Below are 15,902 nucleotides of genomic sequence, written 5' to 3'. Positions count from 1 at the left end.
GGGCGCGAGGCTCCGCGGACCCGTGGCGGCGGGGCGGCCCGCGCCGGGCAGCACCCACGCCAGGTGCGCGGCGAACTGCGCGGCCAGGAGCACTCCGACGGCCTGGGCGTCGGTCAGCCGGCGCCGGTTCAGCAGGGCGGCACCCGGTACGGCCACGGCCGTCACCACCGCGGCGAGGACCCAGCGCGGGGCGTGACCCCGGCTCAGGACGTGCCACCCGAACGGCAGGAGCGCGCACAGCACCGCGAGGGCGCCGGCCCGCAGCCCGCGCAGCGCGCCGGACGCCGGGGAGGCGGGGCCGGGCGGGCGGAGCGGTCGCATGGGGCGGGGGCCTTCGGGGGAATCGGTCGCGGTGTCGGGGACGGTCGGCGACACGAACCGCGTGCGTGCGCGCTCCCGGCAGCGTACCGACTCCGTGCCGGTCGGGCGCCGTCCGGGTGGACTCCGTCCCGGCCACCCGGGCCCACTCCGAGTTTCCGCAGGTCAGCGACTTGTAATAGAACATGACAACGGGCTCCGGTGCAGCCATTGCCCGCTCTTCGGCCCGTGTGCGTCCCTGTCGTGGACACTCACCGGCGTACGAGGGGAAACGCTGCCATGAGCGGGCACGGTCACAGCCAGGGGACGGGCACACCCGCTTCAGGACAGCACCGGTGGCGACTCGCCGTCTCCTTCACCATCATCAGCACCGACCTGCACCTGTGGACGCTGACCTCGGGGATGCACGTGGCCACGGCCCACCTGGTCACGTCCGACGGCTACGACGGGCAGGCCGTCCTGGACAGGGCCGGTGAACTGCTGCGGGAGGGGCACGGCTTCGCGCACGGCACCCTTCGGGTCGAGGCCACCGGCCGCACCGGCTGCGACCGCGTCGGCTGGTAGCAGGCCGCGGCGGTCGCACGGGCCGAGGGCACCGCCGGTGCCCGGCCGGGTCCGTGCCCGGCCGGGCACCGGGTCAGCCGTCCGCCTTGGCTCCCCGCTGGGCGAGCATGTCGGCCATCAGGTCAACCTCGGCCTGCTGTCCGTCGACCATGGTCTGCGCGAGGCGGCGGACCTTCTCGTCGCTGACGCGCTGCACCGCTCCGCGGGCCATGTTGATCCCGCCCTTGTGGTGCGCGGTCATCAACTGCAGGTACATGATCTCGGCGGCCTTCCCCTTGGCCTTGCTCAACTGGTCCAGCTGCGTGTTGGTGGCCATGCCGGGCATCAGGGCCCCGTCCTTGGGCCGGGGCATGTTGCCGTGGCCCATCCACGTCATCGGCGCGTCGGAGGAGCTCTTGGGCAGATCCCAGCTCTCCAGCCATCCCAGCAGCATGCCCCGCTGGTTGGCCTGCGTGTTGATGACGTCGTAGGCGAGCCTGCGCACGTCCTTGTCGTCCGTGCGGTCGCGCACGATGAACGACAGTTCCACCGCCTGCTGGTGGTGGACCGCCATGTCCCGGGCGAAGCCGGCCTCCGGGGAACTGCTGGCAGGCGTGGCCGCGTTGGCCGTGCCCTGTGTGGTCTGCCACCACACACCGAGGACGGCCGCCACCGCGAGGACGGCGCCGAGGGCCACCAGAAGGGGCGTACGGCGGTTGAATCCGGTGCTCATGCGGGCAGACCCCCGGTGCACGCGGCGCCCGGCTCCGGGGTCTGCCGCCCCTGGACGTACTTGTCCAGGAACTTCTGCACCCGCGGGTCGGAGGCCGAGTCGACGTTCAGCTGCTTGCCCCAGGCGGACAGGGCGACGGCCGAACTCTGCTCGGCGAAGGGGCTGATCATCGTGTACGGGGTGGCCTTCACCCGCTCCTTCAGGGTGTTGACGTCCTTCTCCGTGGCCTTGTCGGTGTACGTGACCCAGACCGCGCCGTGCTCCAGGGAGTGCACGGCGTTGGTCTCGTTGACCTGCTTGGCGTATACGTCGCCGTTGCAGTTCATCCAGGCGGGGTTGTGGTTGCCGCCGGCCGCCGGGGACATCTTGTAGTCGACGGGCGTGGTGACGTGGTTGCGCTCCGGCACCTTGAAGGTCTTCTCCCCCTTCACGGGCGCCGCGGCCGCCGCCTGCTTGGCCTCCTTCTTGTTCTGCGCGTCCTGGACGAACCACCAGCTGCCGCCGATGACACCGGCGACGATGGCGCCGCTCAGCGTCCAGGTGATGATCCGGCTGCGGCGCTCGCGCGCCGCCTCGGCGCGACGCATCTCCTCTATCTTCGCCCGGCGGTCGGCGCGCTGCTGTTTGGCTCGGGTAGACCCCATGTTCCATGTCCTTGTCCCCACCGCGCGTCACGGTGCGCGGTGGTGCGGTGAGTACGGGCCCGCTCCCGCGCTTCGCGGGGCAGGTGGGACGGGACGTGCGCGGGCGGTCGCCGACCGGCCGCGCGGGCGCCCCTCCTAGATCCGCTGCACCTGGAGCTGATGGATACCGGGGGCGCGCGGGAGGACGGCGGGCGCGGCCCGTGCCGGAACGGCCCGCGGAGTCCCGGCCGCGACGGCCAGACCCACGGGGGGCGGCGGCGGTACGTCCACCGGTGAGGCGGTGGTCGCCACCGCGTCGGCGGCGGGCCGGCAGTGCTCGTCGCCGGAGGAGTGCCCGACGTCGGCGCACGTGTCGTCGCCCTCCGGCGGGGCGGCCGGCATGTACGCGGGCGACACAGAGGTCGTCGGCACATGGGCAGTCGACACATGAGCAGTCGACACATGGGCGGTGGTCATGCCCTGCGGGGGGCCGACGGAGGTGACGAAGCCGCCGGAGGCGTGCACGCACACGGGCAGCACCCACATCAGGACGCCGAGCAGCACCGCCCAGGGCAGCACGAACGGCGGGACGGCGCCCAGCGGCGCGCCCCGGAATCCCTCGCGCCGGATGCTCATCGCGCAGATCGTATCCGGGCGGGACGGGGGGCGACGATCGAACGGCCCGTCATCAGCTTTCGGACACCACATGCTTGGCGTGTTCCAGCAGTTGAGGAACCTCCGGCACAGCCAGGCATGGGTTCAGCACGCATACACTGCACCAGAACTATGTTGCCCCGCCACATGTGCGCCTGACCTGCGTGTTTCTACGGTGTGCCGACACGTACCCGTCCCCACCGCACACGAGGAAGTGGCGCACATGGCCTCCGCAGCATCCGCTCCACCGACGCCCACCACGCCCGGCAACCTGAAGCGCATCGTCGCCGCCAGCCTCATCGGCACCACCATCGAGTGGTACGACTTCTTCCTCTACGGCTCCGCCGCCGCCCTCGTCTTCAACAAGCTGTTCTTCCCGGACTCCGACCCGCTCGTCGGCACCCTGCTGTCCTTCCTCACGTACGCGGTCGGATTCGCGGCCCGCCCGCTGGGCGCCCTGGTCTTCGGGCACTACGGCGACCGCCTCGGCCGCAAGAAGCTGCTGGTGCTGAGCCTGCTGCTGATGGGCGGGGCGACCTTCGCGATCGGCCTCCTGCCGACGCACGCGTCCATCGGCAGCGCGGCGCCCGTGCTGCTGACCGTGCTGCGCCTGGTGCAGGGCTTCGCGCTGGGCGGCGAGTGGGGCGGCGCGGTGCTGCTGGTGTCCGAGCACGGGGAGGCGCGACGGCGCGGATTCTGGGCGTCGTGGCCGCAGACGGGCGCGCCCGCGGGCCAGCTCCTGGCGACCGGCGTGCTGTCGCTGCTGACGGCGCTCCTGTCGGACAGCGCCTTCGTCAGCTGGGGCTGGCGCATCCCGTTCCTGCTCTCCGGCGTGCTGGTGATCGTCGGCCTGTGGATACGTCTCTCTGTCGATGAGTCACCGGTCTTCAAGCAGGCGTTGGCGCAGGCCGAGGCCCGAAGGTCGGCCCCGGGCGCCGCGGCCGAGAAGCCGCCGCTGGTCTCGGTGCTGCGCCACCACTGGCGCGACGTGCTGATCGCGATGGGCGCGCGCATGGCGGAGAACATCAGCTACTACGTGATCACCGCCTTCATCCTCGTCTACGCCACCACGTCGGCCGGGGTCTCCAAGCAGACCGCCCTGAACGCCGTGCTCATCGCCTCGGCCGTGCACTTCGCGGTCATCCCGGCGTGGGGCGCGCTGTCCGACCGCGTCGGCCGGCGTCCGGTGTACATGATCGGAGCGGTCGGGGTCGGGCTGTGGATGTTCCCGTTCTTCCTGCTCATCGACACCGGCGGCTTCGGCAGTCTGCTCCTCGCCGTCACCGTGGGCCTGGTGCTGCACGGGGCCATGTACGCGCCCCAGGCAGCCTTCTTCTCGGAGATGTTCGCGACCCGGATGCGCTACTCCGGTGCCTCCATCGGAGCCCAGTTCGCCTCGGTCGCGGCCGGCGCGCCCGCGCCGCTGATCGCCACCGCCCTGCTGTCGGCCTACGGCAGTTCCACGCCGATCGCCCTGTACGTCATCGCCGCGTCCCTGCTCACCGTCGTCGCGGTGGCCCTCGCGAAGGAGACCCGCCACCGGGACCTCTCCGACCTCGGCTCCGGCGCGGACGCGGTACCCGCGCGGCCCCGGCCGCAGGACGCGCCCATCGCGTGACCCGCTCCGCCGTCCGCACCGGCCCCCGTACGCCCGCGCGTACGGGGGTCAGCGCTGTACGGGTGCGGACAAGCGCTGGAGTCTGAGGGCCAGTTGGATCTCCAGGGCGCGGGCGGGGCTCTGCCAGTCGCCGCCGAGCAGCCGGCCGACGCGCTCCAGGCGCTGGGCGACGGTGTTCACATGGACGTGCAGGTCGTCCTTGGTGCGGGCCGGGCTCATCCCGCAGGCGAAGTAGGCGTCGAGGGTGCGCAGCAGGTCGGTGCCGCGCCGTCGGTCGTAGGCGACGACCTCGCCGATCGTGCGGTCGACGAAGCCGGCGATGTCGCGGTCGCCGGCGAGCAGCAGCCCGAGGAATCCGAAGTCCTCGGCGGCGGCGCCGTCACCGGGGCGGCCGAGCAGTCTGAGGGCCTCCAGGCACCGCAGGCCCTCGGCGTAGGCGGCCGCGACGGCGGCCGGGTGGACGGCCAGGTCCTCCACCGGGGCGGAGGCGCCGACGGTGACCGCCTCGTGGACGGCGGTGCCCAGGTGCCGGGCGGTGCGGCGGGCGAGGGCGGTGGCGGTGTCGGCCGCGTCGAGGGGCAGCAGCAGGACCGTGCCGCCGTCGCGGGCCGCGGCCAGGCCGTGCCGGGTCGCCGCGAGGTGGGAGGCCGCGGACCACAGGCGTCGGCGGGCGTCGGCCTCCTGGTCGGCGTCGGCCGGGACGGCCTCCAGCCGGGCGGCCAGGACGACATGGGTGGCGTCGAGGTCGGCGCGCAGCCGGGCGGCGCGCTCCCGCAGGAGCCGCGGGTCGCGGTCGTGGGCGTCGAGCAGGTCGTCCAGCAGCTCGCCGCGGACGCGCTGTTCGGCCTCGGCCGCGGAACGCCGCGCGAGGAGCAGGAGGGAGGTGACGGTGGCGGCGCGCTCCAGGGTGCGCTGGTCGACGGGGTCGAGGCCGGGGTGGCCGTGCAGGACGAGCGCGCCGAGCAGTTCGCCGCCCGCGACGACGGCGGCGATCCAGTCACCCTCGTGGCGGACCGCGTGCCCCTCGCTGCGGGAGGCTTCGAGGGCGCCGGCGGGCACGGTGGCGGCCTCGGCGAACTCGACCGTGCCGTCGAGGACTTCGGAGACGGCGGCGGCCACGTCGTGCACCCCGCCGCCGTGCAGGACCAGCCAGGAGAGCCGGTCGTGGACGTCGGAGGCCCGCTCGATGACTCCGCTGCGGTCCCGGATGATCTCGTTGGCCCGTTCCAGGTCGGCGAGGGCCGAGCGGGTCTCGGTGAGGAGGTTCGCGGTGTCGAGGGCCGCGGCGGCCAGGGCGGCGAAGGAGCCGAGCAGGGCGATCTGCTCCCGCTCGAAGACCCGGGCCCGCCGGTCGGCCGCGAACAGGACGCCGATGACATGGTGTCCCAGCGTCAGCGGCACCCCGAGGATGGCGACAAGTCCTTCGTCGCGCACGCCCGAGTCGATGCTGACGGTGTGCTGGAAGCGGTCGTCCTTGAAGTAGTCGTCGGTGACGTAGGGGCGGGCGGTCTGGGCGACCAGGCCGCCGAGGCCCTCCCCCATGCCGAGCCGCAACTGCTGGAAACGGGCGGCGACCGAGCCCTCGGTGACCCGCATGTAGGTGTCGCCCCGCTCCGGGTCGTTCAGGCTGAGATAGGCGACGTCCGTGCCGAGCAGCGAGCGGGCGCGCTGCACGATGGCCTGGAGGACGGCGTCCAGGTCCCGCAGTCCGGCCAGGTCGTGGGCCGTCTCGAACAGGGCGGACAGCTCGGCCTCGCGTCTGCGGCGGCCCTCCAGCTCCGCGCGCACGCGCAGGGCGAGGAGCTTGGCCTGTTCCAGAGCGGCGATCCGCTCCGCGGAGCGGCCCTCGGCCCGTGCCAGCAGCACCGGCTGCTCGTAGGCGTCGGCGGACGCGCCCCGGGCCAGGAGTTCCAGGAACGGCGCCTCGGCGCTGACCGGGGGCGCTCCGGCATCGGTGGCGGAGCGCTGGGCGGGCTGGACTTGATCGCGGGACATGCCGACAGGATTGCTCATCGCGGCACCACCTCGTCAGCCCTGTGGACAACTCGGGTTCCGGCCGCCGCGGAGCGTCGGGGGCGGCTGGTCAGTGCGCGGTCCAGCCGCCGTCGAGGGTCAGCGACGTCCCCGTGACGAACGACGCCTGCGGGCTGCACAGGTACGCCACGGCCTCGGCGACCTCCTCCGGTTCGAGGAGCCGCTTGACCGCGCTGTCCTGGAGGAGGATCTCGGCCGGGACGCGCTCCTCGGGGATGCCGTGGGCGCGGGCCTGGTCGGCGATCTGCTTCTCGACCAGTGGGGTGCGCACATAGGCGGGATTCACACAGTTGGAGGTGACCCCGTGGGCGGCGCCCTCCAGGGCCGCCGTCTTGGAGAGTCCTTCCAGACCATGTTTGGCGGCCACATAGGCCGACTTGTAGGCGGAGGCGCGCAGCCCATGGACGGAGGACACATTGACAATCCGCCCCCAGCCCTGCCCATACATATGGGGCAGGGCACCACGGATGAGCCGGAACGGCGCTTCGAGCATCACGGTGAGCACCGTGTGGAAGACCTCCGGCGGGAACTCCTGGATGGGGCGCACCAGTTGCAGCCCGGCGTTGTTGACGAGGACGTCGGTGCCGGCCGCGGCGAGTTCGGCGGCGGCCAGGTCCATGAGGTCGAGAACCTGGGGCTCGACGGCGCCCGCGAGCCCTCGGGCCCGCTCAACGAGCGATTCCAGCCCGGCCCCGTCCCGGTCGACCGCTCTCACCTTGGCCCCGGCGGCGGCCAGGCGCAGTGCGCAGGCGCGGCCGATGCCGCCGGCGGCGCCGGTGACCAGGGCGGTCCGGCCGCCCAGGTCGAGCGGGGAGGGCAGGGGAGGGCCCTGGGCGGGAGGGATGCTGGGCGGGGTCATGGCTCGACCCTAGGCAGCGTCATCCCCAGGCCACATATGGTCACAGCCCATACTTCAGCCTCGGCTCATAGGCTCGAACCACGTGGGTTCATCGGCCAGTGCCTGCTTGATCCGGAAGATCTGCCGCTCGCTCATCTCCGGGAGGGCGTCCATCGCGAACCATCCCACCTGGAGGGACTCGTCGTCGTTCACACGGGCCTCCCCGTCGACGGCCCGGCAGCGGAAGGTGATGTCCATGAACTGGCACTGGTCGCCGTTGGGATAGGTGACTTCACCGCCGGACTTGACCAGGACGATCCGCTCGGCGACGCAGCGGACCCCCGTCTCCTCGTACACCTCGCGCACGGCGCAGGCCGCCGGCTGCTCGCCGGGGTCGGGGATGCCGCTGATCACGGCCCACTGCAGGTTGTCGGCGCGCTGCCCGAGCAGGACACGCCCCCCGTCGTCGAGGACGACGGCGCTGACGCCGGGAAGCCACAGCAACTGGTGGCCGGCGGCGGCCCTGATCGTGCGGATGAAGTCAGGAGTAGCCATGGCCACGACCCTAACGGGCCCCCGCGTGGCGCCCCGGTCCGATGCCCGGGGCGCCACGCGGGCGCAGGACGGCTACGCGTCGCCGGTGCGGCGCGCGCGCAGACCCGAGGCGACCGCCCAGCCGAGGCCGCCGGCCGCGACGAGCACCAGGGCGATCTCCGGCAGGATGCCAAGCCGGGTGGCGGGGGTCTGGCTGGAGCGCAGCGGGACCTTCTGCACGAGCGAGGCGGGCACGAACATCCCCGTGCGCTGGGTGATCGTGCCGTCCGGCAGGATGATCGCGCTGACGCCGCTGGTCACCGGCACGGTGACGGTCCGGCTGTGCTCCACCGCGCGGACGCGGGACATCGCGAGCTGCTGGTAGGTCATCTCACTGCGGTCGAAGGTCGCGTTGTTGCTGGGCACGGAGATCATCTGGGCGCCGTCGACGACCTCGGAGCGCACCGCCCAGTCGAAGGCCGACTCGTAGCAGGTGACCAGGCCGACCTTGGCGCCGTCCATGGTGAACACGCCCGGCTCGCTGCCCCGGCTGAAGTCCTTGCGGACCATCGAGGTCCACTCCTCGTTGATCGCGCCGACGAGGGAGCGCAGGGGCAGGTACTCGCCGAAGGGCTGGATCTGCCGCTTGTCGTAGGTGTCGACGGGCCCCTTCTCGGGGTCCCACAGGATCTGCTCGTTGAGCAGCTTGCCGTCCCGTTCGACGACACCGCCGACGGAGATGGGCGCCCCGATGGCCTTGGCGGCCTTGTCGATGACGGCACGGGCGTCGGGGTTGGCGAAGGGGTCGATGTCGGAGGAGTTCTCCGGCCACAGCACGAAGTCGGGGCGCGCGACCTTGCCTGCGTCGACCGCTGCGGCGAGGCGCTCGGTCTCCCGGGCGTGGTAGTCCAGTACGGCCCTGCGCTGGGCGTTGAAGTCGAGTCCCGCGCGCGGGACGTTGCCCTGGATGACGGCGACGGTCGCCGTGCCGTTCTCCGCGCGGGCGCTCACCAGGGGGCGGGCGGCCAGCGCGCCCGCCACGGGCACGGCGACGCTCAGGAGCGCCACGGCCGCGGCGGACCGGCGCACACTGCCGGTGCGGCGCCGCTCCAGGAGGAGCCGGACGGCCTCGTACAGGCCGAAGCCGCACAGCACCACCGCGAAGCCGAGGACCGGTGTGCCGCCGAGCGCCGCGAGGGGCAGGAAGACGCCGTCGGCCTGACCGAACGCGATCTTGCCCCAGGGGAAGCCCTTGAACGGCACCCGCGCGCGTGCCGCCTCGCCGGCGATCCACAGCGCCGCCGCCCACAGGGGCCGGCCGGGCAGCCGGGAGACCGCGGCGACGCCCGCGCCCACCAGCGCGACGAAGACCGCCTCGATGACGACGAGGGCGAGCCAGGGGCCGGGGCCGACCTCGACTCCGGTCCACACGAGCAGGGGCAGCAGGAAGCCGAGGCCGAAGAGGTAGCCCAGGCCGAGGCCCGCCTTCCAGCTGCGGCCGTGCAGGACCCAGCCGAAGCCGGCGAAGGCGGGCACGGCCAGCCACCACAGGGTGCGCGGCGGGAAACTGACGTAGAGCAGCACTCCGAAGAGGGCGGCGGCGAGGGGCGGCCCGAGGCGTCGCACGAGCCGTGCCGCGCGCGAGGCGGGCACGGTCTGCGGCGGCAGCTGGTCCGACTCGCCCACGGAAGTTGCGGTGACGGTCACTCCGGGAGTGTACGGCGGGGGCCCTCGGCACCGACAGCGCGGTCGGCGCAGGTGAGGAAGCCCACGGCCCCGCCAACCGCCGGGAACGGCCGCAGGCCCCGTCGGCGGTGATCCGCCTGCGCCGGACACACGGCTGCCGGGCGCGGGCCGTAAGACCGGCCGGCGAGGAGCACCCGGCACCGTGTGCGCGGACGCGTGACGGAGACACGGCCGACCGGCGGGGGCACGATGTGCCCCCGCGTGCCGCGTCCGCGGACCGTCGCGGACCGTGCCGGGCGGCCCCGGGGCTGCTCCCCGCGCATCCCTCCTGCACAGGACGTCCACAAATCGACGGTCAGCGGTTACGGTGAGCCCGAGCCCCAGTCGCACGGTTCAGGTCCGCGCGGCCGGGGCCGGTCACGGTCGGGGGACCGGGTTCGGGGGGCTGGGTGGGTCTCACGGGGATGGCGTCTGCGGCAGGTCCGGACGAGGACAGCGACAGACGAAACGTTTCTGACGCGGCCGGTGTCGCGGTGCTGGGGGCCTGCGCCGCCTGGTCGCTCATCTCGGCCGCGCTGCACGACGGCAGGCCGGAGGGCGTGCTGCTCGCGATCCTCGCCCTGGCCGCCGGCTACGCCGCGGGCCGGATCGGCGGTGCGCTGGTGCCGGTCGCGGCGCCCGCCGCCGGCGCGCTGGCGGGGCTGGCGCTGACCCTGGCGGTGCCGCATCTCGCTCCGGGCCCGCAGTTCGCCGCGCCGCTGGGGCACACCGGGGCCACCGCCGCCGTCCTGACGCTGTCGGCGGGCGCCGCGTGCTGCGCCGCCTGGGCCACGTCCTCGCCGGTGCTGCGCCTGGGGTTGCGCGTGCTCGCCGCCGCCATCGCGGTGACCGCGGCCGCCCTCGGCTCGACCAGCGGTTTCCTCGCCGCTTCCGCCGTCGTACTGGCGTCGCTGGCCGCCGGGCGGATCCGCCGCTGCGGCGTGGGCATCGCGGGACTCGCGGTGACCGCGCTCGCGATCGGCGGCCTGAGCTGGGCGATCGCCGCCCGCACGGTGCCCGGCGGGCTCGCCGGCTGGGTGGAGGCGCAGCTCACCCGGGGCCGGATCCGGCTCTGGCACGACGCCCTGGTGCTGGCACGGGGAGACCTCGGCCTGGGCGTGGGGCCGGGGCGCTTCGGGGATTTCGGTACGCGGGACGCGGCGCTGCCGTCGGACGGCAGACCGCACTCGGCGCTGTGGCAGCAGGCGGCGGAGCAGGGCCTGGTCGGCGTCCTCCTGCTGGCGGCGGTCTTCGGGTGGCTGCTCTTCGCGCTGTGGCGCACGGCGCGCCCCACGCCGGTCGCGCTCACCGCGGGCGCGGCGCTCACCGCGCTGGCCGGGATCGCCGCCGTGGGCAACGCGCTCAGCTTCACGGCGGTGACGGTGGGCGCGGGACTGCTGGCGGGACTCGCCACGGCCCGCCCCCTGGCGGACACCCCCACCCCCGAGGCCGGGCAGCGGCCCGGCGGACGGCGCGGAGCCGGCCACCTGAACGGGTGAGCGGCGCGGAGCCGGCCACCCCGGCGGCCACGCGCCCGTGAGCCGGTCACTCCAGCAGGCGAGCGCCAAGGAACCGGTCACCGGTGCCGGCGATGGCGGCGGACCCCGCTCCGGGGCCGCCCCGTCAGAGCGCCGAACCCGCTGCCCGCGCCCGCAGCCGGTCTCTGATCACCCGGACCGCCGCCTCGGCGTCGTCCACGGTGATCGTCAGGGAGTGGCCGTCCCACAGCCGGAGCACCAGGCCCTCCCCGCGCCGTACGACGACCGCGGTGCCCTTCTCCGGGCGCCAGCGGTAGCCCCAGCCGCCCCAGTGGCGCGGCGTGACGAGGGGCACGAAGTCGGCGCCTGCCACGTGGGACAGGGGGATGCGGCGGCGCGGCACGCCGATGTGGCCGCAGCGCACTTCCAGGCACTCCTCGTCGACCTTCAGGGCGACATGGACGAAGGCGAGGGTGCCGAAGAGGACGAGGAGTCCGGCCGCGATGCAGCCGACGACGGCCATCACGAGCGGGGCGTCGCCGTCGGTCCACGGCGAGTCGACCGCCAGTTTGACACCGAGCGCCATGCAGGCGGCGCCGAAGAGCGCGAGCAGCCACTGGACCCGGTTGGTGGCCCGTCCGGTCCAGACGTCGGGAAGCTGCTTCCTGCCGTGGGGGTGGTCCCTCATGGCTATGAGGTTACTCAGGTTCCGCTCCGCCGGTACCTCGCTGCGGAGGGTCACTGCGCCGTACGGGGCACGGCGGGCCGGGGGCGCCGGGAGCGCCGGTCAGCGCGCGGGGCTGGCCGTCCGCAGGAGGCGGCCTTCCCGGTAGGTGAGGGCGGCTTCGGGCAGCGTGCCCTCGCGGCCGCTCAGCAGGACGGTGAGGGTGCCGCTGGGGTCGGCGCCCGGGGCGGGGCGGGCGCCGAGGCGGCGCAGGGTCTGGGCCGCGACCGCGTCGGCCGAGCCGTACAGGGTGAGCTGGGGAAGAGCGGGGTGCCGGACGGCGGCGCGGATGCGCTCGGCGACGAGTTCGTAGTGCGTGCAGCCGAGGACGATGGCGGTGACGTCCCTCGGGGTGAGGGCGGCGGCCGCGGCGACGGCGGCCTCGATGGCCGTACCGTCGGCGTGCTCGACCGCTTCGGCCAGCCCGAAGCACGGCACCTCGGCGACGGGGACGCCGCCGGCGAAGTCCTTGATCAGTCCGCGCTGGTAGGGGCTGCGGGTGGTGGCGGGCGTGGCCCAGATCGCGACGGGGCCGCCGCCGGCCGCGGCCGGTTTGATCGCGGGGACCGTACCGATGACGGGTATGGCCGGTTCGAGGTGGGCGCGCAGGGCGGGCAGCGCGTGCACGGTCGCGGTGTTGCAGCCGACGACGAGCGCGTCGGGCCGGTGCGCGGCGGCGGCCTCGGCGACGGCCAGGGCGCGCCGGGTGAGGTCGTCGGGAGTCCGGGGGCCCCAGGGCATGCCGTCGGGGTCGAGTGAGAGCACGAGATCCGCGTCGGGGCGCAGCCGCCGTACCGCGTCGGTGGCCGCCAGCAGGCCGATTCCGGAGTCCATCAGCGCGATCTTCACCCGGCCACGATAGTCGATGGGCCCTTGCGGGCCGCCGCCGTGGGGCAGACTGCGCGACGTGAGCGCCCTCGCGTGGACCGCCGTCGGATCACTCGCCGCCTGGCTGTGGCTGCTGCTCGGCCAGGGCTTCTTCTGGCGTACGGACGTCAGGCTGCCCCGGCGGGTGGCGCCCCCGGTGTGGCCGTCGGTCTGTGTCGTCGTCCCCGCGCGCGACGAGGCGGCGGTGCTCGCGACGAGCCTGCCGTCGCTGCTGGCCCAGGACTATCCGGGCCGGGCGGAGGTCTTCCTGGTCGACGACGGCAGCACGGACGGTACCGGGGACCTGGCGCGCGAGCTGGCCGCGCGGCACGGCGGCCTGCCGCTCACCGTGGACCGGCCCGGCGAGCCTCCGGCGGGCTGGACGGGCAAGCTCTGGGCGGTGCGCCACGGCATCGGGCTTGCCCGTGCGCGGGAGCCGGAGTACCTGCTGCTGACGGACGCGGACATCGCGCACGCCCCGGACAGCCTGCGCGAGCTGGTCGCGGCGGCCGGGACCGGCGGGTACGCCATGGTGTCGCAGATGGCGCGGCTGCGGGTGCAGAGCCCGTGGGAGCGGCTGGTCGTGCCCGCGTTCGTGTACTTCTTCGCGCAGCTCTATCCGTTCCGGTGGATCGGCAGGCGCGGGGGTCGTACGGCGGCGGCCGCGGGCGGCTGCGTCCTGCTGCGGGCGGACGCCGCGCAGCGGGCGCGCGTGCCGGACGCGATCCGGCATGCGGTCATCGACGACGTGGCGCTCGCGCGGGCCGTGCGGGCGATCGGCGGGCATCTGTGGCTGGGCCTGGCCGACCGGGTGGACAGCGTGCGTCCCAGTCCGCGGCTGCGGGACCTGTGGCGGATGGTGTCGCGCAGCGCGTACGCGCAGTTGCGGCACAGTCGGGCGCTGCTGGCCGGCACGGTCGCGGGGCTGGTGCTGGTGTATCTGGTGCCGCCCGCGGCGGTGGCGGCGGGCCTGGCCGGCGGGGACCCGGTGGCCGCGGCCGTCGGCGGCGCGGCGTGGCTGGTGATGGCGGGGACGTACGCGCCGATGCTCCGGTACTACCGGCAGCCGCTGTGGCTCGCGCCTCTGCTGCCCTTCACCGCCTCGCTCTATCTGCTGATGACGGTCGACTCGGCCGTGCGGCACCACCGGGGGCGCGGCGCGGCCTGGAAGGGCCGCACCTACGCGCGTCCGGAGGCGGTGTCCGACGAGGGCTGACTACTTGCGGCCCGGGGTCCAGTTCATGCCCCAGCCGTAGGCGTGGTCGACGGTGCGCTGCGGGCTGACCCCTCGCTCGGGGACCAGATAGCGGGCCTCGCGCTGGACGATCAGGTCGTTGCCGGTGTGGGTGATCAGGGCGAGGGCGCAGACGGTCGAGGGGACGGTGCACTCGTCGAGGGAGAAGTCGATCGGGGCGCCGTGCTGGGGCGACAGGGTGACCGTGGCGTGCAGGTCGGCGAAGGAGCGGGCTCCCTCGTAGATCGTGACGAAGACGAGGATGCGCCGGAAGGCCCGCTGGTGGTCGAGGTTGATGGTGAGGTTCTCGCCGCTGTCGACGGCGCCGGTGCGGTCGTCGCCGTCGAGGTGGATGTACGGCGGGTGCCGGAGGGCGCCGAAGGCGTTGCCGAGGGACTGGATGACGCCCTTGCTGCCGTCGGCGAGTTCGTACAGGGCGCACAGGTCGAGGTCGAGGTCGTTGTGCAGGGCGGTGGGGCGGCCGAGCTTGGCGGCCCAGCCGGAGAACTGTTTGCGGACCTGCCAGTTGAGGTTCACGCGCATGACGCCGGAGGTGCCGCCCTGCTTGGTCAGCGAGACCGAGGGGGCCGCCTTGGTGAGCGTCACCTTGCTGAGGCTGACCGGCGGCGCCTGGGGGGCGGGCGGGGCCGCCGTCACGGGGGGTGCCGCGGGCGGCGGGGGCGCGGCGGGAGCGGGCGGCGCCGGCTGCTGGGGCTCGTCGACGGTGATGCCGTAGTCCGTGGCGAGGCCGTGCAGGCCGGTGTCGTAGCCCTGGCCGACGGCGCGGAACTTCCAGGCGCCCTGGCGCCGGTAGAACTCGCCGAGGACGAAGGCGGTCTCGACGGTGGCGCCGGTGCTGTCGAAGCGGGCGACGGTGGCGCCCCGGGCCGCGTCCTTGACCTCGATGTGCAGGCCGGGCACCTGGCCGAACGTCCCGCCGTCGGCGGAGGCGGCGAGGATGACGGTCTCGACGGCGGGCTCCACGCGCGCGAGGTCGACGAACAGGGTGTCGGTCACCGTCCCGCCGGTCTCGCGCTTGCCCTCGTGGCGCACGGCTCCGGAGGAATGGGCGGCCTGGTTGTAGAAGACGAAGTCGGCGTCCGAGCGGACCTTTCCGCCGACCAGCAGCAGTGCCGACGCGTCCGCGTCGGGGACTCCCGGTCCTGACCGGCGGCCCAGTTCGACGCGCAGCGCCGTCGTCGGCACCGGAACATTGGACCCTTTCGACATTGTCATGTCCGCCCCCCTCACCTGTTCGACGCGCCGGTCGTGCCCCGGCCGCCTGTCGTGTTCTCTCCGGAGGTCAACCTATTCCCCCGGTCCTCGAACTCCCGTGAGGGGCGCGGGAACATGGGAGACCGACCGCCGGTAACCGGCCCGGAACTCGGTCTTTACAGGATCCAAACACCGTTTGGCGCCCTTTTTTGCCGAGTTCGCTCGTATTGGGGATCCGACGTCACCGCGAGCACACGAAACAACCCTCTTATCGGTCTCCCCAACCAGCGCATCGTGGGCTTACCTTATGTGCCATGACCTCCCCCCGCTCCACCTATGGCGGCGGCTACTACTCCGCCTCCTTCCCGGACACCCCGATCTACGACTCGCTCGTGGCCGAGCGGGGAACCCCGCAGATCGCCCCGATCCGGGTCCCGGCCGCGTACGACATGCCGGGCAGCAACCTGCCCGCGCTGCCGTCCGCGCTGCCCGCCCTCCCCGCGGGCCCCTCCCAGCCCTCCTACGGTTACCCGCAGGCGCAGCAGCCGGCTCCGCTGCAGCAGGCGCACGCGCCGTACATCCCGCAGCAGGCGGCGCCCCGCGGCTACCCGGGTCCGCAGCAGCAGCACCCCCGCCCCATGGCGCCCGGCGGCTCGGGCTACGAGGCGATGCGCCCGGCGGCTCCCCGTCCGGCCGCGGCTCCTTACCAGGATCCGTACAACAACCAGCAGTACCGCGGCTACTGACCCTTTCCGGCGGGCTGT

General features: G+C 73.8%; 15 protein-coding genes and 1 pseudogene. 5 read left to right on the top strand and 11 right to left on the bottom strand.

Annotation, left to right across the window (positions count from 1 at the left end; all coding sequences use genetic code 11):
• Window positions 1-321, bottom strand: a pseudogene (locus SZN_RS19990) (hypothetical protein); the annotation flags it as partial.
• Between the two features lie 276 nt (window positions 322-597).
• Between SZN_RS19990 and SZN_RS19985 the strand changes: the two are divergent.
• Window positions 598-882, top strand: coding sequence for a hypothetical protein (locus SZN_RS19985; RefSeq protein WP_007497883.1), 285 nt, complete (start codon window positions 598-600; stop codon window positions 880-882).
• A 73-nt stretch (window positions 883-955) separates the two neighbouring features.
• On the opposite strand, the gene SZN_RS19980 is transcribed toward SZN_RS19985, so the two are convergent.
• The 3 genes from SZN_RS19980 to SZN_RS19970 all read right to left on the bottom strand — a co-directional run bounded on the left by SZN_RS19980 (window position 956) and on the right by SZN_RS19970 (window position 2,853).
• Window positions 956-1,594 carry a DUF305 domain-containing protein gene (locus SZN_RS19980; protein WP_007497881.1) on the bottom strand — a complete coding sequence of 213 codons (639 nt, stop codon included), beginning with the start codon at window positions 1,592-1,594 and terminating at the stop codon, window positions 956-958.
• A complete protein-coding gene (locus SZN_RS19975; protein ID WP_043731917.1) occupies window positions 1,591-2,238 on the bottom strand; it encodes a DUF3105 domain-containing protein in 648 nt (215 codons plus the stop codon). The genes SZN_RS19980 and SZN_RS19975 overlap by 4 nt, the downstream gene beginning before the upstream one ends.
• Window positions 2,239-2,373: 135 nt before the next feature.
• On the bottom strand, window positions 2,374-2,853 hold the full coding sequence (locus SZN_RS19970; RefSeq protein WP_007497876.1) for a hypothetical protein: 480 nt from the start codon (window positions 2,851-2,853) through the stop codon (window positions 2,374-2,376).
• Window positions 2,854-3,094: 241 nt separating this feature from the next.
• On the opposite strand from SZN_RS19970, the gene SZN_RS19965 reads away from it, so the two are divergent.
• Entirely contained in the window at window positions 3,095-4,489 is a 1,395-nt protein-coding gene (locus SZN_RS19965; protein ID WP_007497874.1) for an MFS transporter, read from the top strand.
• A 48-nt stretch (window positions 4,490-4,537) separates the two neighbouring features.
• Here SZN_RS19965 and SZN_RS19960 read toward each other — a convergent pair whose 3' ends face one another.
• From SZN_RS19960 to lnt, 4 genes are all read right to left on the bottom strand, one after another.
• Complete coding sequence (locus SZN_RS19960) at window positions 4,538-6,484, bottom strand: helix-turn-helix domain-containing protein (protein WP_007497872.1); 1,947 nt, start codon at window positions 6,482-6,484, stop codon at window positions 4,538-4,540.
• Window positions 6,485-6,572: 88 nt separating this feature from the next.
• Window positions 6,573-7,382, bottom strand: a complete 810-nt coding sequence (locus SZN_RS19955; RefSeq protein WP_007497870.1) for a 3-hydroxybutyrate dehydrogenase — start codon at window positions 7,380-7,382, stop codon at window positions 6,573-6,575.
• Window positions 7,383-7,436: 54 nt separating this feature from the next.
• On the bottom strand, window positions 7,437-7,916 hold the full coding sequence (locus SZN_RS19950; protein WP_007497868.1) for an NUDIX hydrolase: 480 nt from the start codon (window positions 7,914-7,916) through the stop codon (window positions 7,437-7,439).
• Window positions 7,917-7,988: 72 nt separating this feature from the next.
• Window positions 7,989-9,602: an apolipoprotein N-acyltransferase gene (gene lnt, locus SZN_RS19945; RefSeq protein ID WP_043731913.1), complete on the bottom strand. Its 1,614-nt coding sequence runs from the start codon at window positions 9,600-9,602 to the stop codon at window positions 7,989-7,991.
• Window positions 9,603-10,045: 443 nt separating this feature from the next.
• On the opposite strand from lnt, the gene SZN_RS19940 reads away from it, so the two are divergent.
• The gene (locus tag SZN_RS19940) at window positions 10,046-11,119 is read left to right on the top strand and encodes an O-antigen ligase family protein (RefSeq protein WP_063741762.1); all 1,074 of its coding nucleotides are present in this window, start codon (window positions 10,046-10,048) and stop codon (window positions 11,117-11,119) included.
• 124 nt (window positions 11,120-11,243) lie between these two features.
• On the opposite strand, the gene SZN_RS19935 is transcribed toward SZN_RS19940, so the two are convergent.
• The gene (locus SZN_RS19935) at window positions 11,244-11,786 is read right to left on the bottom strand and encodes a hypothetical protein (protein WP_007497865.1); all 543 of its coding nucleotides are present in this window, start codon (window positions 11,784-11,786) and stop codon (window positions 11,244-11,246) included.
• A 99-nt stretch (window positions 11,787-11,885) separates the two neighbouring features.
• The gene (locus SZN_RS19930; RefSeq protein WP_007497863.1) at window positions 11,886-12,671 is read right to left on the bottom strand and encodes a glutamate racemase; all 786 of its coding nucleotides are present in this window, start codon (window positions 12,669-12,671) and stop codon (window positions 11,886-11,888) included.
• 58 nt (window positions 12,672-12,729) lie between these two features.
• Between SZN_RS19930 and SZN_RS19925 the strand changes: the two genes are divergently transcribed.
• A complete protein-coding gene (locus SZN_RS19925) occupies window positions 12,730-13,905 on the top strand; it encodes a glycosyltransferase (RefSeq protein ID WP_007497861.1) in 1,176 nt (391 codons plus the stop codon).
• On the opposite strand, the gene SZN_RS19920 is transcribed toward SZN_RS19925, so the two are convergent.
• Window positions 13,906-15,153: a TerD family protein gene (locus SZN_RS19920; protein WP_043731908.1), complete on the bottom strand. Its 1,248-nt coding sequence runs from the start codon at window positions 15,151-15,153 to the stop codon at window positions 13,906-13,908. It abuts the gene before it with no gap.
• A gap of 299 nt (window positions 15,154-15,452) precedes the next feature.
• Here SZN_RS19920 and SZN_RS19915 point away from each other — a divergent pair, with 299 nt between their 5' ends.
• Complete coding sequence (locus tag SZN_RS19915; RefSeq protein ID WP_007497857.1) at window positions 15,453-15,884, top strand: DUF6643 family protein; 432 nt, start codon at window positions 15,453-15,455, stop codon at window positions 15,882-15,884.
• The last annotated feature ends 18 nt before the right edge of the window (window positions 15,885-15,902 follow it).

This window comes from Streptomyces zinciresistens K42 (genome assembly GCF_000225525.1).
In the GTDB taxonomy this organism is placed as follows: Bacteria; Actinomycetota; Actinomycetes; order Streptomycetales; family Streptomycetaceae; genus Streptomyces; species Streptomyces zinciresistens.
Note: the sequence above shows the minus strand (reverse complement) of the source record. Positions and strands in the feature narration are given on the sequence as shown.